Origin of the sequence: Aureimonas sp. Leaf324 (genome assembly GCF_001423245.1) — a bacterium.
GTDB lineage: Bacteria > Pseudomonadota > Alphaproteobacteria > Rhizobiales > Rhizobiaceae > Aureimonas.
Map to the genome: position 1 here is coordinate 31,239 of NZ_LMOH01000027.1, position 20,500 is coordinate 51,738.

Here is a 20,500-nt window from a genome sequence, read left to right on the forward strand (position 1 = left end):
GCGATGCGACGGGCATCGGTCGGTCGGTCGAGTCGCGGGCCGGCTCGGCGCCGGCCCGCAGGCATCAGACTTATTCGGCGGTGGCCGCCTTCTTGGTGGTGCGGCGGCGCTTGGCGGGCTTCTCGGCCTCCACCTCGACGGGGGCCGGCGCCTCCTCGACCTCGGGCTCCATCTCGGGCGCGGCCTTGCGGCCGAGGCCGATGCTCTTGGCCAGCTCGGATCGCTTGGCGGCGTAGTTGGCTGCGACCATCGGATAGTCCGGCGCGAGGCCCCACTTCTGGCGGTAGGCCTCGGGGGTCAGGTCGTAATGCGTCTTCAGGTGGCGCTTCAGCGACTTGAACTGCTTGCCGTCCTCGAGGCAGATCAGATAGTCCGGCGTCACCGACTTCTTGACCGGAACCGCCGGCACCAGCGGTGCGGCCGGTGCCGCTTCCGGCTCCTTGGCAGCATCGAAATCGAGCGAGGCGTAGACGATGCCGATCAGGGGCGCCAGGTCGTCACGCGTCACATGGTTCTTGCTGACATAGGCCTTGACGATCTGAGCCGTCAAAGCCCGACGCGAGACGTCCTTACTGCTGTCCATTTTGATCCTCTCGAAGTTTTGCGAACAAATAACGTAGTCGCGTATATTGGTCCAGTCGCCGCGGCCCGAAATAACATCGCTGTTGGATGATCGTCCCGTAGTTGTCCAATATCGCCGATATCAAGACCTTCGACGACGTGGCCGCGGAGCCGGGCCCGTCTTCGCATGCCTGACATGCAATTCGGGACATGGTGCACGATACCGATTCGTGGTCAGCCTGCGGCTGATTCGCATGAGTGATTGATCCATGACCCACCCGTCCGCCCCCGCCGTCCGCCCGGCCGACCTGACGCAGGCGCATGACCGCGCCGGTGCCGCGCCGCGTGTCGGCCTCGCGCTCGCCTCGCTGTCGCTCGGCTCCTTCGTGATCGGCGCGGGCGAGTTCGGGATCATGGGGCTCCTGCCCACGATGGCGACGGATCTCGGCGTCTCGATCCCGCAGGCCGGCCTCCTCGTCACCGGCTATGCGCTCGGCGTCGTGTTCGGCGCGCCGCTCTTGGCCGTCCTCACCTCGCGCTGGGAGCGCCGGCGCACGCTGTTCCTGCTGGCGCTGGTGTTCTTCGCCGGCAACCTCGCCTGCGCGCTGGCGCCGACCTACACGCTCTTGATGGCCGCGCGCCTCTTCACCGCGCTCGCCCACGGCGCCTTCTTCGGCATCGGCGCAGTGCTCGCCGCCGAGATCGCCCGGCCCGGCAAGGAGGCGCAGGCGATCTCCATGCTCTTCGTCGGCATGACGCTCGCCAACGTCTTCGGCGTGCCGCTCGGTACCGTCATCGGCCAGGCCTTCGGCTGGCGCTCCGCCTTCTTCGTCGTCAGCGCGCTTGCGGCCGCGACCGCCGCGATGATCTTCCTGTTCGTGCCGGTCAGCCGGCCGCGCCCCGGCGTGCGCTTCGCGGAGGAACTGCGCGCCCTCGTGCGCCCGCCCGTGCTGCTCGCCATGTCCTTGAGCGTCCTCGCCTCCTCGGCGCTCTTCGTGCTCTACACCTATATCGCGCCGCTGCTCGTCGGCGTGACGGGGCTTGCCGAGACCAGCGTTCCCTACCTCCTCTTCGTGCTCGGCACCGGCATGACCATCGGCAACCTCGCGGGCGCCAAACTCGCCGACTGGAAGCTCATGCCCTCGATCATGGGGCTCTTCGCCGCCATGGCCGCGATCCTCGTCGGCATCCACGTCTTCGCGTCGAGCCCCGTCGTCATGGTCGCCCTGATGCTCCTCTGGGGCATGGTGGTCTTCGGCCTCACCTCGCCGATCCAGATGCGCATCGTCGCGACATCGCAAGGGGCGCGCAATCTCGCCTCCACCATCAACCAGAGCGCCTTCAACCTCGGCAACGCCTTCGGCGCCTGGCTCGGCGCGATGATGATCTCCGCCGGACTCGGCTACGACGCCCTGCCGCTCGCCTCCGCCGCGCTGGCCTTGTCGGCGCTCGGCGTCGCGGCCGTCAGCTGGCGGATGGACGGGCGGGCATCGCGGGGGTAACGGCGGGGCTATCGCCCCGAACCCCATCCGGGAAAGAATTCCCGGACCCTTCTTTCTTTTTGACATGGAAAAGGGGGCCATCGGCCCCCTTTTCCATGTCACGAGAGATGGGGGTCCAGGGGAATCATTCCCCTGGTGGGGGCAGGGGTGAAACCCCTGCGTCTCCCACTAACGCCCCGTTCGATCAGCCGGCTTCGAGCGGCGAAATCGAGATCTCAACGCGGCGGTTCTGGGCGCGGCCGGCTTCCGTGGCGTTGGAGGCGATCGGGCGGCTCATGCCGTAGCCCTGCGTGTTGAGGCGGCGCGGGTTGACGCCCTGGCTCGCGAGGAACTGCGAGACCGAGGAGGCGCGGCGCTGCGACAGGGCGAAGTTGTAGCCTTCGCCGCCGACATTGTCGGTGTTGCCGGCGACGTCGACGATCGAGCGGTCGTACTTGTTGAGGACGATCGCGACGGACTGGAGCGTCGGGTAGAATTCCGAGCGGACCTGGTCCTCGTTGGTGTCGAAGGTGATGTTGGAGGGCATGTTGAGGATGATCCGGTCGCCCTGGCGGGTGACGGAGACGCCGGTGCCCTGCAGCTGGGCGCGCAGGTCGGCCTCCTGGCGGTCCATGTAGGCGCCGATGCCGCCGCCGCCGATGGCGCCGATGCCGGCCCCGATCAGCGCGGCGCGGCCGGGGTCGGCGCCCGTCGCGCGGCCGACGAGATAGCCGCCGAGCGCGCCCGCGCCGGCGCCGATGCCGAGGCCGCCCGCGGTGTTCGAGATCTTCTGCTCGCCGGTATAGGGGTCGGTGGTGCAGCCGGCCAAAAGGCTGGCCGACGCGACGGCGGCGAGGATGAGCTTCTTCATGACGAGTTCCAGCCTTCCGATGGTTCGGGGCTCCTCGTGCGGTGGGAGGCCCTCGATGGTCGTGAGGAAAGGGCTAGAAAACAGTCTGGGCTGGATTGGGGCTGACGACCCGCTTTCGCCTCCGGCCTGAAAATAAATGCCCCGGCCGTGTCATCGCCGCCGCCGCCGGGCGAGAAGCCAAAGCGCTCCGAGCGACAGGCCGGCGATCTTGAGCACCGTGCCGTGCGGCTGGAGCGCGGTGTAGGGGCTGACCGGGATGCCGCTTGTATAGGGGGAATGGATACGGCCGCCCTCGGTCGGCCGGTCGAGATTGTCGGTCGGCGTCAGGGGATGGCGCGAGTGGGTGAGGGGCGGTACGACGGCGGCGATGACGCGGTCGGTGAGGCCGGGAGCCACCGCCATGCCGAGGCGCAGGAGACCGCCGGGAAGGCCGATCGTGATCTCGCGCACGGGCCGCGCCAGCGCGTCGCAGATGGATGTGGCCACGAGTTCGGGCGCGTAGAGCGGCGGCATGACGCGCGGCTCGGCGGTGAGGTGGTTGCGCGCGTGGTGGGGCAGGGCGCTGGCGATGCCCGACGGCTTGATCTGCACGACGTCGATCCGGTCGCCGGCGGCCAGAAGCTCCATGCGCAGCGCGTCGGTGAACCCTTTGACGGCGTGCTTCGAGGCGGAGTAGGCGCTGAGCAGCGGCACCGGCACGTCGCCGTTGACCGAGCCGACATTGACGAGGCGGCCGCGGCCCGGCCGCGAGCGGAAATGGGCGACGGCTGCGAGCGAGCCGTGGACCGTGCCCCAGTAGTTGGTCTCGAAGAGGCGCCGGTGATCGGCGAGCGGCAGGTCGGTGAGCGTCGCGTAGGCGGCGACGCCCGCATTGTTGATCCAGGCATCGAAGCGTCCGAACCGCGCGACCACCGCTTCGGCCGCGCTGCGCACGGCCTCGTCGGAGGAGACATCCACCGGCAGGTCGATCGCCTCGGCCCCCAGCGCTTCGACCTCGGCGCGCACGGCGGCGAGTTCCTCCTGCCCGCGTGCCACGAGAGCGAGGCGCGCGCCGCGACGGGCGGCCTCCAGCGCCGTCGCCCGGCCGATGCCCGAGCTCGCGCCCGTCAGCACCACCACCATTCCCCAAAGCGTGCGCCGATGACCGGTCATGTTGCGTTTCCCGTTGGATCACAGGACGAACGCCCGGACGGTGCGGGCCGTTCGGTGCGCAAATCGTGGCCGACTGCCGATCGGGCGAGCCGCCCCACGAAAAAGGCCGGCCTCCTCTATGGGAGACCGGCCTCGATCCGTTCGGGCGGAAGCGGCGTCAGGCGGCCTTTCGCTGGCCGATCAACTTGCGGTTCACGAGGAGCTCGGCGATCTGGATCGCGTTGAGCGCGGCGCCCTTGCGCAGGTTGTCGGCGACGACCCACAAGTTGAGGCCGTTCTCCAGCGTCTGGTCTTCGCGGATGCGGCTGATATAGGTCGCGTCCTCGCCGGCGGTGTCGATCGGCGTGACGTAGCCGCCGTCCTCCTGCTTGTCGATCACGAGGCAGCCGGGCGCCTCGCGCAGGATCTCACGCGCCTCATCGGCGGTGATCGGGTTCTCGAACTCGATATTGACCGCCTCGGAATGCCCGATGAAGACCGGCACGCGCACGGCGGTGCAGGTGACCTTGATCTTCGGGTCGAGCATCTTCTTGGTCTCGACCATCACCTTCCACTCTTCCTTGGTCGAGCCGTCTTCCATGAAAACGTCGATATGGGGAATGACGTTGAAGGCGATGCGCTTGGTGAACTTCCTGGCGGTCACCGGGTCGGCGACGAAGACGGCGCGGCTCTGCTCGAAGAGCTCGTCCATGCCTTCCTTGCCGGCGCCCGAGACCGACTGATAGGTCGAGACGACGACGCGCTTGATCGTCGCCTTGTCGTGCAGCGGCTTCAGCGCCACGACGAGCTGGGCGGTCGAGCAGTTCGGATTGGCGATGATGTTGCGCTTGGTGAAGCCGGTGACGGCGTCGGCGTTCACCTCCGGCACGATCAGCGGCACGTCGGCGTCGTAGCGGAAGGCGGAGGAGTTATCGATCACGACGCAGCCGGCCTGCGCGATGCGCGGCGCCCACTCCTTGGCGACGGAGCCGCCGGCCGACATCAGGCAGATGTCGGTGCCCGCCCAGTCGTAGTTCTCGAGTGCCTTCACCTTGAGGGTCTTGTCGCCGTAGGACACCTCGGTGCCCTGGCTGCGGCGCGAGGCCAGCGCCACCACTTCGTCGGCCGGAAAGCCGCGCTCGTCGAGGATATTGAGCATCTCGCGGCCGACATTGCCCGTCGCGCCGACCACAGCCACCTTGTAGCCCATCTTGAAACCCGCCAGTTCTTCGCCCCGAGAACCTGAAGTCACGCTCCTGTCGCCCCGTCCCGGGGGCAAGCGGGACGAGCGGTCAGATAATGATCGTGGTTTTGGTCAGGGTGAGCGCGGACATGGGCAAGGCTCATGCGCTCTCGGCGCGGTGAAGTCAATCGCCGGGATGCGGCGTCCGGGAGGGAGGCGGCCAACAAAAACGGCCGGCCCCCGAAGGTGCCGGCCGCGATCCGTCAAAGCGGACGCCTGGCGTCAGATGCGACGGTCCGGATAGGCGCCGCCCATCGGACGGGGGCGCACGGTATCGCGGGCGGCGCGCTGCGTGACCTTCTTGGTGACCCAGCCGACGAAGAGGGCCTTAAGGATGCTGCGGATCATGGGGATGCTCCCGATCAGTTGAGTTGGGAGATGAATGCGGGTCCCCGGCATCGGTTCCATCGCGCGCGACCGGGATGACATTCCTGTGATTGTGGCGAAAGGACGTTTGCAACTTCCCTTTCCGTCAGAATTCGGTAACGTTTCCCCTAAGGCGCCCCAAGAGGCGTCGCCGCACCAACGCGGCCTGGGAGGGCAAGGGCGTGACGAGTTACCCGACGAACGCCGACGCGGCGTCCGAACGCAAACCCATGACGAAGCGGGAGCGGAAGGTGATCATCGCCTCCTCGCTCGGCACAGTCTTCGAGTGGTACGACTTCTATCTCTACGGAACGCTCGCCGCGATCATCGGCAAGCAGTTCTTCTCGCAGTTCCCGCCGGCGACGCAGGCGATCTTCGCGCTGCTGACGTTCGCCGCCGGCTTCCTGGTCCGCCCGTTCGGCGCGCTCGTGTTCGGCCGGCTCGGCGATCTCGTCGGCCGCAAGTACACGTTCCTCCTCACCATCCTGATCATGGGCCTGTCGACCTTCGCGGTCGGCCTTCTGCCGAGCTACGACCAGATCGGCGTCGCGGCGCCCATCATCCTCGTCGCGCTGCGCATGGCGCAAGGTCTCGCGCTCGGCGGCGAATACGGCGGCGCGGTGGTCTATGTCGCCGAGCATTCGCCGCGCAACCGGCGCGGCTTCTACACCGCCTGGATCCAGACCACGGCCACGATGGGCCTTCTCCTGTCGCTCGCCGTGATCGTGACGCTGCGCCTCAACATGGGCGAGGACGCGTTCCAGACCTCGCAGCCCCTGTTCTTCGGGCTCGAGGGCGGCTGGCGCATTCCCTTCCTCCTGTCGATCATTCTTCTCCTGATCTCGATCTACATCCGCCTGCAGATGCATGAATCGCCGATCTTCCAGAAGATGAAGGAGGAGGGCACCCAGTCCAAGGCGCCGCTGTCGGAGGCCTTCGGCAACTGGAAGAACGGCAAGATCGTGCTGATCGCGCTGTTCGGCCTCGTGATCGGCCAGGCGGTGGTCTGGTACACCGGCCAGTTCTACGCGCTGTTCTTCCTGCAGACGGTGTTGAAGATCGACCTTCTGACCGCCAACGTCCTGATCGCCTGGGCGCTGATCATCGCCACGCCCGGCTTCCTGATCTTCGGCGCGCTGTCGGACCGGATCGGCCGCAAGCCGGTGATCCTGGCGGGCTGCCTTCTGGCGGCGGCCACCTACTTCCCGCTGTTCAGCGCGCTGACGCAGGCCGCGAACCCGACCTACTCCAGCGCCATCGCAAACGTGCGCGCCGAAGTCGTCGCCGATCCCGCCACCTGCGGCTCGCTGTTCGACCCGGTCGGCATTCGCACGTTCACGACGCCTTGCGACGTCATGCGCCGCACCATGTCGCAGCAGGCCTTCCGCTACACGCAGGTCGATGCGCCCGCCGGCACCCCGGCGCAGCTCGTCGTCAACGGCGGCACGCCGATCGCCTTCACCGACGCCAAGGCCTTCACCGAGGCGCTCGCGCCCGCGATGGTCGCGGCCGGCTACCCCGCTGCCACGGACCCGGCCAAGGTGAAGATCGACGGCTTCTTCTCGGCGCTCGGCAACGGCCAAGCCCTGAAGGTGATCGCGATCCTCACGGTGATGGTGATCTACGTGACCATCGTCTACGGCCCGATCGCCGCCGCGCTCGTCGAGTTCTTCCCGACGCGCATCCGCTACACCGCCATGTCCTTGCCCTACCACATCGGCAACGGCTGGTTCGGCGGCCTCCTGCCGGCCACCTCGTTCGCGATCGTCGCCTCGACCGGCGATATCTTCGCGGGGCTCTGGTACCCGGTGATCTTCGCACTGCTCACCGTCGCGATCGGCCTCCTCTTCGTGCGCGAGAAGAAGGGCGTCGACCTCGCCGACTGACGCGGACGACCCACATGAAAAAGGGCCCCGGCAGCGATGCCGGGGCCCTTTCTTTTTCGGATGATCGAAAGGATCAGGCCGCGAGGCGGCGCTTGAACTCGGCGGCGACCGCATCGCCCATCTCGGCGGTGCCGACCTGCCGGCAGCCGGGCGCCATGATGTCGCCGGTGCGCGTGCCCGATTCCAGAACCGCCGCGATCGAAGCTTCCAGCGCGTCGGCCTCGCGCGTCAGCGCAAAGGAGTAGCGCAGCATCATCGCGAAGGAGGCGATCATCGCGATCGGGTTGGCGATGCCCTGTCCGGCGATGTCCGGCGCCGAGCCGTGCACCGGCTCGTAGAGCGCGCGGCGTTTGCCCGTGGCGGCGTCGGGCGCACCCAGCGAGGCCGAGGGCAGCATGCCGAGCGAGCCGGTGAGCATCGCCGCGATGTCGGAGAGCATATCGCCGAAGAGATTGTCGGTGACGATGACGTCGAACTGCTTGGGCGCACGCACGAGCTGCATGCCGCCGGCATCCGCCAGCATGTGTTCGAGGCGCACGTCCGGATACTCGTCGCGCCCGATGCGGCTCACCACCCCGTTCCACAGGACGCCCGTCTTCATGACGTTGCGCTTCTCCATGGAGGTGACCTTGCCATGCCGCGTGCGGGCGGCCTCGAACGCGGCTCTGGCGATGCGCTCGATCTCGTAGGTCTCGTAGACCTGCGTATCGATGCCGCGCTTCTGGCCCTCCCCGAGGTCGATGATCTCCTTCGGGCTTCCGAAATAGACGCCGCCGGTGAGCTCGCGCAGGATCAGGATGTCGAGCCCGTCGACGAGCTCGCGCTTCAGGGACGAGGCTTCGGCGAGCGCGGGATAGCAGATGGCGGGCCGCAGGTTGGCAAACAGCGCCATGTCCTTGCGAAGCCGCAGGAGGCCCGCCTCGGGGCGGATCTCGTAAGGAACGCCGTCCCATTTCGGGCCGCCGACGGCGCCGAAGAGCACGGCGTCCGCCGCGAGCGCACGGTCCATGTCGGCATCCGTGATCGGCACGCCGTGCGCGTCGATCGCCGCGCCCCCGACGAGCGCCTCCTCCGTCTCGAAGCGGTCGCCGCCGGCCCCGTTCAGGACGGCGACGATCTTGCCGACCTCGGCCATGGCTTCGGGTCCGATGCCGTCGCCGGGCAGGAGGAGGAGCTTGTGCGTCGTCATGAAGGGTCCTTTCGATCGGGCAGGGAGCGGGCTCGAAGGTGCGTCAGGCCCAGGGGCGCGTTTCGGCGAGCTTCGTCTCGAACGAGGTGATGCCGCCCTCCTGCTCCAGCGTCAGGCCGATGTCGTCGAGCCCGTTGAGGAGGCAGTGCTTGCGGAACGGATCGATGTCGAAGCGGACGACCCCGCCGTCCGGGCGGCGGATTTCCTGGGCTTCGAGGTCCACCGTTAGCTTCGCGTTCGCGCCCTTGCCGGCGTCGCCCATCAGGGCGTCGAGCTCGTCTTGGGAGACGCGGATCGGCAGGATGCCGTTCTTGAAGCAGTTGTTGTAGAAGATGTCGGCGAACGACGTGGAGATCACGCAGCGGATGCCAAAGTCGAGGAGCGCCCACGGGGCGTGCTCGCGGCTCGACCCGCAGCCGAAATTGTCGCCGGCCACCAGAATCTCGGCCTGGCGGTAGGCCGGCTTGTTGAGAACGAAGGTCTCGTCCTCCGAGCCGTCCTCCTTGTAGCGGATGTTGGCGAAGAGGCCGACGCCGAGCCCGGTGCGCTTGATCGTCTTCAGATAGTCCTTTGGGATGATCATGTCGGTGTCGACATTGAGGATCGGAAGCGGCGCGGCGACGCCCGTCAGATGGTCGAACTTCTGCATGGGAAACGCGTCCTTTCCTCGTCAGGCTGGCGGTCGGGCCTCGATACACCCTTCGACGCCGAGGCAAAAGCCTCGTCGCGCCCGCTTGAACGCGCGCGTGCGATCGGGCAGGGAGGGTCGATGACCCGCGCCCCCGCCGCGCTCCTGCGCTCCGCCCTCTTCGTGCCGGCCGCCCATGCGCGCGCGCTCGAGAAGTCGGCCTCGCTCGCCGTCGACGCGCTGATCTTCGACCTTGAGGATTCGGCCGCCGAGGGCGAGAAGGGCGAGGCGCGCGAGCGTCTGCGGGGCCATCTGGCGAGCCGAGGCCGTCAGACCGCCGGCGGTCCCCTCCGCGTCGTCCGGATCAACCCGCTCGACACGCCGGCCGGCACGGAGGACCTCCTGATGGCCTGCGCGGTGCGGGCGGACGCGATCCTCCTGCCCAAGGTCGAAGGCCCCGAGGCGCTGGAACAGGCGGACATCGCGCTCCAGCATTGCGACGCGCCGCCGACGCTCGCCCTTTGGGCGATGGTCGAGACACCGATGGGTGTTCTGAAGGCCGGCGCGATCGCGGGCGCCGCGCTGTCGCGTCCGCTCGGCGCGCTGGTGGTCGGGCCGAACGACCTCGTCTCGGCGGCCGGGCTTCTCCTTTCGCCGGGGCGGCCCGAGCTGATGCCCTGGATCGGTCCGATCCTCGTCGCCGGCCATGCGCACAGGGTGCCGGTCCTCGACGGGGTCTACAACGATTTCGCCGACCTCGACGGCTTTTCGGCCGAATGCTCGGCCGGCCGACGCCTCGGCTTCTGCGGCAAGACGCTGATCCACCCGTCGCAGATCGGCCCGGCGGACGCGGCCTTCGGGCCGACGCCGGACGAGATCGCGGCGGCCGAGGCGATCGTCGCGGCCTTCGCCGAGCCGGCCCATCGCGGGCGCGGCGTCATCCGCCTCGATGGCCGGATGGTGGAGCGTCTTCATCTCCTGCAGGCGGAGGCGCTGCTCGCCCGCGTCGCCGCCATCCGAACCCGAAAAGGCCCGACCCGATGAAACTCTACCGTCTCCTGACCGGTCCCGACGATTCGGCCTTCTGCCACCGCGTCAGCCTCGCCCTGTCCAAGGGCTGGGAACTGGCGGGCAGCCCGGCCTATGCCTTCGACGCCAAGGAGGGCGTGATGAAATGCGCGCAGCCGATAACCAAGGTCGTCGAGGGCAAGGACTACGATCCGTCGATGAAGCTCGGCGAGCAGTAAATCTTGGGAGCGGGCGTGGCCGCGCTGCGGAGCGCCTTCGCCGCGCTGACCGCCTTCGTCACCGTGGTCCTTGGGCTGATGGTGCTGGGGCTCGTCGTGCCCCGGCCGGCCGCGGTGTCGTTCCCTCCGCCCGGCGGGTCCGCGGGGCGTCATGCGATCTATCTCGCGGCCAACCCGATCCACACCGACATCCTCCTGCCGGCGACGCCGGAGGTGTTGGAGCGCTTCGCCTTCCTCGCGCGCGACGGGCTCGACCTCGGCCATCCCGCGCTCGGCACCATCGCCGTCGGATGGGGCGGCCGCGCCTTCTACACGCAGACGCCGACCTGGGGCGACCTGACCGCCAATGCCGTCTGGCGCTCGGCAACGATCGACCGATCCGTCCTGCACGTCGCGCTCGGCGGCCGTGTCGAGGGCGACCGGCCCGGTCTTGTCCGTCTCGACCTCGGGGACGCCGCCTTCGCCGCGCTCCTCGAGGCCGTCGCCGACAGCTTCGAACCCGGCCCGGACGGCACGCCGCAGCCGATCCCAGATGCCGCCTACGGCGCGTTCGACCATTTCTACGAGGCGCGGGGGCCGTTCAACCTTCTTCTCGGCTGCAACACCTGGACCGCCGCCGCCTTGCGCGCCGCCGGCGTGCGCACAGGCCTCTGGACGCCCCTTCCGCCGCTTCTCCTGTGGAGCTTGACGCTGCACGAGCCGACCGCCGCGCCCTGACGCGTGCAGCCTCGACAAACCGCCAATAGACCATTCGCCTGTCTGCGATCGTAACTCGGACTGTGATGGAAGATAAATGGAGCGGGCGATGGGATTCGAACCCACGACCCCAACCTTGGCAAGGTTGTGCTCTACCCCTGAGCTACGCCCGCCCGCTCCTCGCTTCCGCCGTTGGACTGTCGCCTCGGCGTCTGCGGTGAGCGGCTTATGGCCCAACCGGCGGAGGATTGCAACAGGGAAAATGACGAGGATGCGACGGCCTGCGAGACGGCCCGGCCGGGCGCCTGCCGCGTGGGGCCGAAAGCCCCGCCGGACCCGCGATGCGCGTTGCCGCGCGCGCCTTGATGGGGCGGCGCTTGCGCACGATATTGCGACCTGTCATCCCGAACGGGACCGGACGGCCTCAGGGATCGTCCGGGAACGACGTTTTCAAAGTGGGTCCCAGCCGGCGGCGCGCGAACGCCCGGCCGGTGGCGGACCGCAAGCCACGCGGACGGTCTCGATGAGCAACAACCCCTACGCCTCGCAGCTCGGCGGATATGGCGCCCAGACCACCGCCGCAGGCCTTGGCGACAGCGGGCGGAACGCGGCGCCGGTCGGCGAGCTCGTGAAGGACACGACCACCGCCGCGTTCTCGGCCGACGTGGTGCGCGAATCGCGCAACCAGCCGGTCCTCGTCGACTTCTGGGCGCCCTGGTGCGGGCCGTGCAAGCAGCTGACGCCGGTTCTGGAGCGCGCGGTGCAGGCGGCGGGCGGCCGCGTCAAGCTCGTGAAGATGAACATCGACGAGCACCCCTCGATCGCCGGGCAGCTCGGCGTCCAGTCGATCCCCGCGGTCTTCGCCTTCGTCGACGGCCAGCCGGTGGACGGCTTCATGGGCGCGCTGCCCGAGAGCGAGGTGAAGGCCTTCATCGACCGCCTGACGGCCGGCCGGGCGGCGCCGGGCAGCGATCCGCTCGCAGAGGCGCTGGAGCAGGCGGCCGGGTTCCTCGCCGCCGGCAATGCGGCGCAGGCCTCGCAGCTCTTCGGCGCCGTGCTCCAGCACGACCCGGAGAACGCCAAGGCCGCCGCCGGGCTTGCCGAATGCTATCTCGCGGCCGGCGACACGGCGCGCGCGCAGTCGCTCGCCGACGCGATGCCGCCGTCGGTTCTCGACGATCCGGCCTTCGCGACCGTGCGTGCGCGGCTGAAGCTTCAGGAGGAAATCGCGGGGCTCGGCGACGCGGCGGCGCTCGAAAGCCGTCTGGCCGCGAACCCGGACGACCATCAGGCGCGCTACGACCTCGCCCTCATCGCGCAGGCCAAGGGCGACCGGGCGGGCGCGGCCGACCAGCTTCTCGAGATCGTGAAGCGGGACCGGACGTTCGAGGACGACGGGGCGCGCCGCAAGCTCCTCGAATTCTTCGAGGCCTGGGGGCCGACGGACCCGGCGACCAAGGACGGTCGGCGCAAGCTGTCCTCGCTCCTGTTCCGCTGACCAACCGCCGCACTTGGCGCAGCCCGGCGCTGCGCCACTTGGGCGAGGACGCGAAGAAGGATGCCAGCCGTGGTTCAGGTCGGAAACGTCAATTATCGCACCGAGCAGGATCTGCCCGAGATCGTGCCCGTGTTTCCGCTGACGGGCGCCCTGCTTCTGCCGGGCGGGCAGATGCCGCTCAACATCTTCGAGCCGCGCTACCTCGCCATGCTCGACCATGCGATCGCGGGCGACCGGGTGATCGGGATGATCCAGCCGCGCCTCGACGGGGCGTTGCGCTCCGACGGCGAGCCGGAGCTGTGCGCCGTCGGCTGTCTCGGCCGCCTCACCTCGTTCTCCGAAAGCGGCGACGGTCGCTACGTCATCAGCCTGCAGGGCATCGCGCGGTTCCGCGTTCTGGAGGAGATGGCCGGCCGCGAGCCGTTCCGCCTCTGCCGCATCGCGCCGTTCTCGGCCGATCTCGATCCTGGCGAGGGCGCCGACGAGGTGGATCGCGAGGGTCTCCTGAAGGCCTTCCGGATGTATCTCGAGGCGAACCAGCTGCAGGCCGACTGGGACTCGGTGTCGAAAGCCTCCAACGAGACGCTGGTCAACGCGCTCTCGATGATGTCGCCCTATGGCGCGGCCGAGAAGCAGGCGCTGCTCGAGGCGCCCGACCTCAAGACGCGCGCCGAGACGCTGGTGGCGATCACCGAAATCTCGTTGGCACGCGAGAATTCGGGCGACGGCGGCGGGCAGATCCTGCAATAGCCGACGGCTGCACTTATACGGGAAAGGACGCCGCATGCCGGACGAGGCCGAACGCAACCGGCCGGACCCGAAGCTTCTGGAGCTTCTGGTCTGCCCGCTCACCAAGGCGCAGCTGAGCTACGACGCGGAGCGGGGCGAACTCGTCTCGCGCGCGGCGCGCCTCGCCTATCCCATCCGCAACGGCATCCCGATCATGCTGCCGTCGGAGGCGCGGCCGCTGGACTGAGGCGGCCTGCCCTCCGACGCGGTGAGGCTCCGACCGAGTTATCGCTTCCTGTTGAGGTATCTTCGAAATTCCTCACGTGACTTGGCTTGTCCATCGCGGAATTTCCTGAGCGCGATGACCGTCAGGATCGTTCCCGGCAGGGCGGTTAGGAAAAAACCCAGAAGACCGGAACGTTGTTGGGCTTCGAAAAAGTTCGATTGGATGATGACGGCCGACGCGATACCCGCGGCGGCGGGAAGCATGACCCATCGCAAATAGAAGCGCGCGACCCGAACCTGGGGACCGTTGCGAAAATCGTCCATCGTCGCCTGTCGGTTCATCTGGAGGCGAGCTGACCTGACGTTCCGCGGTCGTGCCATCGGCAGTTTTTGTAGAAAAGGGCGGGATCTCGTGATCCCGCCCTTTTCTCGTTCAGATGCCCGCGCCGTCGCGCACGTCGGTCGGGTCGACCGGCAGCGCCTCCGTCTCGGCCGGCACCATGAGGCGCCGGAGATACGGGCGCAGCACGAAGTCGAGGACGCCGAGGATCAGGGCCTGCCAGACGGCGAGGCCGAGAAGGAGGGCGATGACCGCCATCATCACCGCCGCCGCGCCGCGGAACAGCGTCACGCCGCGTGCGCGCCGGGCGTCGCTGGCGAGCGAGGGGCCGAGCCATTCCGCCTTGGCGCGGTCGAGGGCGGAGCGCGGCGCGGCCGGCTGGCCCTTGGCCGCGGGAGCGGCGGCCGGCATGCCGAGAAGCGTCGTCTGCGCCTCGGGCAGCGCGGTCACGATGCCGAGCGCCACCGTCTCGTTGGTCAGCTGGTCGATGAGGATGAAGGCGCCGAGCTCGCGGCTCTCCCCATAGGTCGTCGCCACCAGCGGCTTGTCGAAGGCGAGGGTGACGCGGCCGATCTCGTTCATCAGGAGCGCGTTGGCGGCGCGCGGCTGGTAGGAATGGATGTCGATCGCCTCGCGCAGCGCACGCACGGTGGCAGGTGCCTGCGCCGAGGCGAGCTTGGCGATGACGCGCGCACCGGCGATCAGCGGCCGGTCCACCATCCAGAGGATTTCGGCCTCGAGCCGCGTCTGCGGCGCGATCGCATCGCCCTCGCGCACGATCACGTCGCCACGCGAGGCGTCGATCTCGTCGGTCAGGGTCAGCGTGATCGCCTCGCCGTCCTCGGCCTCCTCGACCTCGCCGTTCGGCCCGAAGATGCCTCGCACATGGCTGCGCTGGCGGCTCGGCAGCGAAAGGACGGCGTCGCCCTTGCGCACGCGGCCGCCCGCGACCGTGCCGCAGAAGCCGCGGAAATCGAGGTTGGGACGGTTCACCCACTGCACCGGCAGGCGGAACAGCGGCGAGCCGGCTTGGAGCGTCTCGGGCTCGGCGCGCTCCAGGGCTTCCAGCAGCGTCGGCCCCTCGTACCAGGGGGCGCGCTCAGAGCGCGAGGCGAGGTTGTCGCCGTTCTTGGCCGAGAGCGGGATGTAGGTGACGCTGGTGAAGCCCAGACTCGGGCGGATCGCCTCGTAGCCTTTCACGATCTCCCGGAAGGTCGCCTCGTCGAAGTCGACGAGGTCCATCTTGTTGATCGCGACGATCACCGACTTGATGCCGACCATCGAGGTGATGAACGAGTGGCGCCGCGTCTGGGGCAGGATGCCCTTGCGCGCGTCGACGAGGATCACCGCAAGCTCGGCTTGGCTCGCGCCGGTCGCCATGTTGCGGGTGTACTGCTCGTGCCCCGGCGTGTCGGCGATGATGAAGGCGCGCTTGCCGGTCGAGAAGTAGCGGTAGGCGACGTCGATCGTGATGCCCTGCTCGCGCTCGGCCGACAGGCCGTCGACGAGAAGCGCGAAGTCGAGATCCTCGCCGGTGGTGCCGAACTTCTTGGAGTCGCGCTTCAGGGTGTCGAGCTGGTCGTCGAAGACCGAGTTCGTATCAAAGAGGAGGCGGCCGATCAGGGTCGACTTGCCGTCGTCGACCGAGCCGCAGGTGATGAAGCGCAGGAGCGATTCGGCGGGCGAGGCGAGAAGCGGCATGTCGGCTTGCGGGTCGACGATCTCGCCCGAGGCCGCGTCGGCCACCGCGCCGTCGGGCGCGGGGCCCGCGAAGGTCTCGTCCTCGGCCAGCACGCGCCCGTTGGCGGTGGCCGCCAGGATCTCGTCGCCGGCGGCGGCGTCTTGGGTCTTCAGCGCACCGCTCATCAGAAGTAGCCTTCCTGCTTCTTTTCTTCCATCGAGGCGCCGCCGTCCTTGTCGATCAGCCGGCCCTCGCGCTCCGACGAGCGCGAGCCGCGCATCTCGGAGATGATTCCCTGGAGGTCGGAGGCCTCCGAGCGCACGGCCCCCGTCAGCGGGTAGCAGCCGAGCGTGCGGAAGCGGACGGTCATCTCCTCGACGCTCTCGCCGGGCAGGAGTTTCATGCGCTCGTCGTCGCGCATGATGATCATGCCGTCACGCACCACGACCGGCCGCTTCTTGGCAAAATACAGCGGCACGACGGGGATGTTTTCGAGCGCGATGTAGTCCCAGACGTCGGCTTCCGTCCAGTTCGACAGGGGGAACACGCGGAAGCTCTCGCCCTGCCGCTTGCGGGTGTTGAAGAGGCGCCAGGGCTCGGGGCGCTGGTTCTTCGGCTCCCAGCGGTGCTCGGCCGAGCGGAACGAGAAGATGCGCTCCTTGGCGCGTGATTTCTCCTCGTCGCGCCGCGCGCCGCCGAAGGCCGCGTCGAACTTGTACTTCGCCAGCGCCTGCTTGAGCCCTTCCGTCTTCATCACGTCGGTGTGGACGCGGCTGCCCGAATCGAACGGATTGACGCCCGCCTTCACGCCCTCCTCGTTGATGTGGACGATGAGGTCGAGGCCGAGGTCGCGTGCGATCCTGTCGCGGAACTCGATCATCTCGCGGAACTTCCAGGTCGTGTCGACGTGGAGGAGCGGGAAGGGCGGCTTGCCGGGCGCGAAGGCCTTCATGGCCAGATGCAGCATCACGGCCGAGTCCTTGCCGATCGAATAGAGCATCACCGGGTTCTCGGCGGTCGCCGCGACCTCCCGGATGATGAAGATCGATTCCGCTTCCAGGCGCTGCAGATGCGTCATGTGCTTCATGGCATGGGCTTTCCTAGGGGCCGAAGCCCGACAATCCATCGACCGGTCTGCCCGATCGATCGCGGCTCAGGTCAGATGTCGGCCCGCTCGAAGAGGGCGGCCTTTGCCTCCTCCGTGTCGCTGACAGCCGCAGGGTCATCGACGTGCAGGCCGCATTCGCGCCGGGTCTCGTCCTCCCACCACCAGCGTCCGGCGCGCTCCACCTCGCCGGGCCGGATGGCGCGGGTGCAGGGGGCGCAGCCGATCGACAGGAAGCCGCGGCCGTGCAGGGCGTTGATGGGAACACCGTGGCGCGCCGCGAAGGCCGCGATCTCGGCCCGCGTCCAGTCGAAGAGAGGGTTCGCCTTGATCAGCCCGCGCCCGTGGTCGGCGCTCACGAATTCCATGCTCTCGCGGTTGGCCGACTGGTCGCGGCGCAGGCCCGCGATCCAGGCGCTGGCGCCTTGGAGCGCGCGGTTCAGCGGCTCGACCTTGCGCACGCCGCAGCAGGCCTTGCGCATTTCCGGCGCGAAGTAGAACCCGTTGATGCCCTGATCGTCGATCAGCGCCTCGAGCGCCTCTCCTTCCGGGTACTTGGCCTTGATGCGGCGGCCGTACTTGTCTTCCGTCTCCTGCCAGAGCGTGTAGGTCTCGGGGAAGAGACGGCCGGTGTCGAGGGTCACGACCTCGATCTTGAGCTTCTCGGTGAAGATCAGGTGCGTCAGCATCTGGTCCTCGATCCCGAGCGAGGTGGTGAAGACGATGCGGCCCGTCACGGTCTCGCGCAGGTGCTGGAGACGCTCCAGCGGGCTCATCGCCGGGAACGCGGCGTTCAGCGCCTCGACCGAGGCGTCGAGCGCGGCGCTCATGCCCGTTCCCGCTGCGCGGCCAGACGCTTCTGGAGGATGCTCATCTCCTCGCCGTAGCCGGTCTGGTAGTGATCGCGCACGATGTCTTTCGCCGCCATCCACTGCTCCACCGGCTGGCGCGCGACTATGGCGTCGGGCAGTTCGATCTCGTCGAAGCCGCAGTCCAGCGCCTCGCGGAACTGGTCGGCGATCAGCGGGCCGGAGGCGCGCAGCGTCCCCTTGAACCCGGCGCGGCGCAGGCGCCTCGCCAGCGACAGGCCGCGCCCGTCCGAGAAGGACGGGAAGCCGATCGAGATGAGGTCGACCGTCCCAAGATAGCCTTCCAGAGCGCAGACCGGCGTCTCGCCGCCGACATGGAGGCCGAGCGGCGTGTTGCGCCGGTCGGCGATCGCCTGGTCGATCGCGGTGAGCGGCACGATCACCGCGCCCTCATGAAGCGACAGGTCGGCGCCGTCCTCGACGCGCGAGAAGGTTTCAGCCTTGGCGCCGGTCTCGTCGAGAAGAAGGCTCATGCCGGCTCTCCCGCGGTCTCGCGGGCGACATAGGCGGTGAAGCCCTCCTTGAAGGGCTCGAGGCCTGCGCGCTTCACCGTGTCGATGAAGGTCTCCGATCCCTGCCGCTCGCGCTTGTAGACCTCTACCAGCGCCTCGATCGCTCCGGGCACCTGGTCGCCGTCGATGCCGGGGCCGACGCGCTCGCCGAGCGCCGCGTTCTCCGAGGCGTCGCCGCCCACCGTGATCTGGTAGTTCTCGCGGCCCGACTTCTCGAGGCCGAGAATGCCGATATGGCCGACATGGTGGTGGCCGCAGGCGTTGATGCAGCCCGAGATCTTGATCTGGAGCGGGCCCAAATCCTTCTGGCGCTCGTCGCTCGCGAAGAGGTTCGAGATGTCCTGCGCGATCGGGATCGAGCGGGCGGTCGCCAGCGCGCAGTAGTCGAGGCCGGGGCAGGCGATGATGTCGGTCACGAGGCCGGCATTGGCCGTCGCGAGCCCCGCCGCCTTCAGCGCCGCATGGACCGCCGGCACGTCGTCGAGCTTCACGTGCGGCAGCACGAGGTTCTGGATGTGCGTCACGCGGAACTCGTCGAACGACCAGCGCTCGGCGATGTCGGCGAAGGCGCGCATCTCGGCGTCCGACATGTCGCCCGGCACGCCGCCGATCGGCTTCAGCGACACGGTCAGCGCGATGTAGCCGGGCTGGCGGTGCGGGAAGCCGTTTTGCTCGACGAAGCGGTCGAGCTCGGGATCGGCCGCACGGGCGGCGTCGAGCACTTGCGACGTCGCGGGCAGCGTCTCGTAGGCCGGCGGCGCGAAGTAGCGGGCGATCCGCTCGACTTCCTCCTCCGGCGCGTTGATCGTCGGGCCGTTCAGCTCAGCGTACTCGGCCTCGACGCGCGCCTTGAACTCGTCCGTGCCGATCTCGTGGACGAGGATCTTCACGCGCGCCTTGTACTTGTTGTCGCGCCGTCCTTCCGCGTTGTAGACGCGCATCACGGCTTCCAGATAGGCGAGAAGCTCGTCTTTGGGCAGGAAGTCGCGGATCACCTTGCCGATCATCGGCGTGCGCCCGAGACCGCCGCCCACGATGATCTCGTAGCCGATCTCCCGGGTTTCCGGGTGGCGCAGCACGCGGATGCCGATGTCGTGGACCTTGATCGCCGCGCGGTCGTGTTCCGCGCCGGTGACGGCGATCTTGAACTTGCGCGGCAGCCACGAGAACTCCGGATGGAGGCTCGACCACTGCCGGATCAACTCGGCGGTCGGGCGCGGGTCCTCGACCTCGTCTGCGGCGACGCCCGCGAACTGGTCCGCCGTCACATTGCGGATGCAGTTGCCGGAGGTCTGGATGCAGTGCATCTCGACATCGGCCAGGAGGTCGAGAATATCCGGCACATCCTTCAGCTTCGGCCAGTTGTACTGAAGGTTCTGGCGCGTCGTGAAATGCGCGTAGCCCTTGTCGTACTTCTCGGCGATCAGGGCGAGCTGGCGCATCTGCTTCGAGTTCAGCGTGCCGTAGGGCACGGCGACGCGCAGCATGTAGGCGTGGAGCTGGAGATAGAGCCCGTTCTTCAGGCGCAGCGGCTTGAACTCGTCGTCCGACAAGGAGCCGTCGAGCCGGCGCTCCACCTGGTGGCGGAACTGGGCGACGCGCTCGCGCACGAAGCGCTCGTCGAATTCGTCGTAACGATACATGCCGCTGGTCCTTCGTGTCCTGCCGCGGGAGCCTCCCCGGTCCCCCGCCCGATCCGACTGGTCGGGGCGCGTCCGCCCCGTTCGGCCGAAAACCTTCTAGAATTCCGCCTGCTTGCCGTACTGCGTGAGCATGGTCGGGCCCTTCTGGCGGATCGCCTCGCGGAAGTGGTTGGCGACCGGCCGCCCGGCTTCATCGCGCGTGACCTCGACGAGATAGGGGTCGACGATCCGGTTCTCGGCAAAGCCCCGGCGTCCTTCCGCTTCCATCCAGGCGGCGGTGTCGGCATCGTCGGCGATCAGCGCCGCCTTCGGGTCGAGGCTCCAGCCGTCCCTGGTCAGGAACACGACCTCGCCCTCGAGAAGGTCGTTGGCGGTCATGATGACCGGAAGCTTCGGCCCCTTCGCCTTCGCGCCCGCCTTGACGTCGCCCGCCATGTTCCTCGCCCCGCTGCCCGATCCACGCACGCCGTCCGCGGGCGGATCGAAATCCGCCGCGGCGAGGCTGTCATCGTTCTAAATAGGCCAAGGCGCAAGCGGTTGCGCCGTCGCCCGTTCCAATCCGGAGGCCGCGAGGGGAAGGATTTTGCGCGCCGTCCCCC

At 68.4% G+C, this 20,500-nt stretch carries 22 protein-coding genes and 1 tRNA gene; 8 read left to right on the forward strand and 15 right to left on the reverse strand.

Features of this window, described 5'->3' with window-relative positions; all coding sequences use genetic code 11:
• Positions 1 to 70: 70 nt before the first annotated feature.
• On the reverse strand, positions 71 to 583 hold the full coding sequence (locus ASF65_RS17045) for a MucR family transcriptional regulator (protein WP_055891800.1): 513 nt from the start codon (positions 581 to 583) through the stop codon (positions 71 to 73).
• Between the two features lie 247 nt (positions 584 to 830).
• Here ASF65_RS17045 and ASF65_RS17050 point away from each other — a divergent pair, with 247 nt between their 5' ends.
• Positions 831 to 2,063, forward strand: a complete 1,233-nt coding sequence (locus ASF65_RS17050) for an MFS transporter (RefSeq protein WP_082505797.1) — start codon at positions 831 to 833, stop codon at positions 2,061 to 2,063.
• A 184-nt stretch (positions 2,064 to 2,247) separates the two neighbouring features.
• Here ASF65_RS17050 and ASF65_RS17055 read toward each other — a convergent pair whose 3' ends face one another.
• The 4 genes from ASF65_RS17055 to ASF65_RS22305 all read right to left on the reverse strand — a co-directional run bounded on the left by ASF65_RS17055 (position 2,248) and on the right by ASF65_RS22305 (position 5,635).
• The gene (locus ASF65_RS17055; RefSeq protein ID WP_055891802.1) at positions 2,248 to 2,913 is read right to left on the reverse strand and encodes an OmpA family protein; all 666 of its coding nucleotides are present in this window, start codon (positions 2,911 to 2,913) and stop codon (positions 2,248 to 2,250) included.
• Positions 2,914 to 3,063: 150 nt separating this feature from the next.
• On the reverse strand, positions 3,064 to 4,065 hold the full coding sequence (locus ASF65_RS17060; RefSeq protein WP_055891803.1) for an SDR family oxidoreductase: 1,002 nt from the start codon (positions 4,063 to 4,065) through the stop codon (positions 3,064 to 3,066).
• 157 nt (positions 4,066 to 4,222) lie between these two features.
• On the reverse strand, positions 4,223 to 5,254 hold the full coding sequence (locus ASF65_RS17065; RefSeq protein ID WP_055891805.1) for an aspartate-semialdehyde dehydrogenase: 1,032 nt from the start codon (positions 5,252 to 5,254) through the stop codon (positions 4,223 to 4,225).
• A gap of 255 nt (positions 5,255 to 5,509) precedes the next feature.
• Positions 5,510 to 5,635 (reverse strand): hypothetical protein, encoded by a 126-nt coding sequence (locus ASF65_RS22305; protein ID WP_280137645.1) that lies wholly within the window; start codon positions 5,633 to 5,635, stop codon positions 5,510 to 5,512.
• Positions 5,636 to 5,883: 248 nt separating this feature from the next.
• Here ASF65_RS22305 and ASF65_RS17070 point away from each other — a divergent pair, with 248 nt between their 5' ends.
• Positions 5,884 to 7,539 (forward strand): MFS transporter, encoded by a 1,656-nt coding sequence (locus ASF65_RS17070; RefSeq protein ID WP_055891808.1) that lies wholly within the window; start codon positions 5,884 to 5,886, stop codon positions 7,537 to 7,539.
• Positions 7,540 to 7,612: 73 nt separating this feature from the next.
• Here ASF65_RS17070 and leuB read toward each other — a convergent pair whose 3' ends face one another.
• Positions 7,613 to 8,728: a 3-isopropylmalate dehydrogenase gene (gene leuB / locus ASF65_RS17075; protein WP_055891811.1), complete on the reverse strand. Its 1,116-nt coding sequence runs from the start codon at positions 8,726 to 8,728 to the stop codon at positions 7,613 to 7,615.
• 43 nt (positions 8,729 to 8,771) lie between these two features.
• Positions 8,772 to 9,377, reverse strand: coding sequence for a 3-isopropylmalate dehydratase small subunit (gene leuD / locus ASF65_RS17080; RefSeq protein WP_055891813.1), 606 nt, complete (start codon positions 9,375 to 9,377; stop codon positions 8,772 to 8,774).
• Positions 9,378 to 9,497: 120 nt separating this feature from the next.
• Here leuD and ASF65_RS17085 point away from each other — a divergent pair, with 120 nt between their 5' ends.
• Genes ASF65_RS17085 through ASF65_RS17095 form a run of 3 tightly spaced genes read left to right on the forward strand, consistent with a single transcriptional unit; the run spans position 9,498 to position 11,320 of the window.
• Positions 9,498 to 10,400 (forward strand): CoA ester lyase, encoded by a 903-nt coding sequence (locus ASF65_RS17085; RefSeq protein ID WP_055892306.1) that lies wholly within the window; start codon positions 9,498 to 9,500, stop codon positions 10,398 to 10,400.
• Positions 10,397 to 10,603, forward strand: coding sequence for a DUF1737 domain-containing protein (locus ASF65_RS17090; protein ID WP_055891816.1), 207 nt, complete (start codon positions 10,397 to 10,399; stop codon positions 10,601 to 10,603). The genes ASF65_RS17085 and ASF65_RS17090 overlap by 4 nt, the downstream gene beginning before the upstream one ends.
• A 15-nt stretch (positions 10,604 to 10,618) precedes the next feature.
• Positions 10,619 to 11,320 (forward strand): TIGR02117 family protein, encoded by a 702-nt coding sequence (locus ASF65_RS17095; RefSeq protein WP_055891819.1) that lies wholly within the window; start codon positions 10,619 to 10,621, stop codon positions 11,318 to 11,320.
• 77 nt (positions 11,321 to 11,397) lie between these two features.
• Here ASF65_RS17095 and ASF65_RS17100 read toward each other — a convergent pair.
• A tRNA-Gly gene (locus tag ASF65_RS17100) sits at positions 11,398 to 11,472 on the reverse strand.
• A 350-nt stretch (positions 11,473 to 11,822) separates the two neighbouring features.
• Here ASF65_RS17100 and trxA point away from each other — a divergent pair.
• From trxA to ASF65_RS17115, 3 genes are read left to right on the forward strand one after another with little or no spacing between them, the layout of a single operon-like run.
• Positions 11,823 to 12,797: a thioredoxin gene (gene trxA, locus ASF65_RS17105; RefSeq protein ID WP_055891822.1), complete on the forward strand. Its 975-nt coding sequence runs from the start codon at positions 11,823 to 11,825 to the stop codon at positions 12,795 to 12,797.
• 60 nt (positions 12,798 to 12,857) lie between these two features.
• Positions 12,858 to 13,547 (forward strand): LON peptidase substrate-binding domain-containing protein, encoded by a 690-nt coding sequence (locus ASF65_RS17110; RefSeq protein WP_055891826.1) that lies wholly within the window; start codon positions 12,858 to 12,860, stop codon positions 13,545 to 13,547.
• Positions 13,548 to 13,581: 34 nt separating this feature from the next.
• Entirely contained in the window at positions 13,582 to 13,773 is a 192-nt protein-coding gene (locus tag ASF65_RS17115; protein WP_055891830.1) for a Trm112 family protein, read from the forward strand.
• A gap of 38 nt (positions 13,774 to 13,811) precedes the next feature.
• Here ASF65_RS17115 and ASF65_RS17120 read toward each other — a convergent pair whose 3' ends face one another.
• From ASF65_RS17120 to ASF65_RS17150, 7 genes are all read right to left on the reverse strand, one after another.
• On the reverse strand, positions 13,812 to 14,075 hold the full coding sequence (locus ASF65_RS17120) for a hypothetical protein (RefSeq protein WP_156369365.1): 264 nt from the start codon (positions 14,073 to 14,075) through the stop codon (positions 13,812 to 13,814).
• Positions 14,076 to 14,184: 109 nt separating this feature from the next.
• Positions 14,185 to 15,957 (reverse strand): sulfate adenylyltransferase subunit CysN, encoded by a 1,773-nt coding sequence (cysN, locus tag ASF65_RS17125; protein ID WP_055891835.1) that lies wholly within the window; start codon positions 15,955 to 15,957, stop codon positions 14,185 to 14,187.
• A complete protein-coding gene (gene cysD / locus ASF65_RS17130; RefSeq protein ID WP_055891838.1) occupies positions 15,957 to 16,859 on the reverse strand; it encodes a sulfate adenylyltransferase subunit CysD in 903 nt (300 codons plus the stop codon). The genes cysN and cysD overlap by 1 nt, the downstream gene beginning before the upstream one ends.
• A gap of 71 nt (positions 16,860 to 16,930) precedes the next feature.
• Complete coding sequence (locus ASF65_RS17135; RefSeq protein ID WP_055891841.1) at positions 16,931 to 17,707, reverse strand: phosphoadenylyl-sulfate reductase; 777 nt, start codon at positions 17,705 to 17,707, stop codon at positions 16,931 to 16,933.
• Positions 17,704 to 18,219 (reverse strand): DUF934 domain-containing protein, encoded by a 516-nt coding sequence (locus tag ASF65_RS17140; RefSeq protein WP_055891844.1) that lies wholly within the window; start codon positions 18,217 to 18,219, stop codon positions 17,704 to 17,706. Before ASF65_RS17140 ends, ASF65_RS17135 begins: the two co-directional genes overlap by 4 nt.
• Positions 18,216 to 19,901, reverse strand: a complete 1,686-nt coding sequence (locus tag ASF65_RS17145) for a nitrite/sulfite reductase (RefSeq protein ID WP_055891848.1) — start codon at positions 19,899 to 19,901, stop codon at positions 18,216 to 18,218. Before ASF65_RS17145 ends, ASF65_RS17140 begins: the two co-directional genes overlap by 4 nt.
• Before the next feature lie 96 nt (positions 19,902 to 19,997).
• A complete protein-coding gene (locus ASF65_RS17150; RefSeq protein WP_055891851.1) occupies positions 19,998 to 20,336 on the reverse strand; it encodes a DUF2849 domain-containing protein in 339 nt (112 codons plus the stop codon).
• Positions 20,337 to 20,500 lie beyond the last annotated feature (164 nt).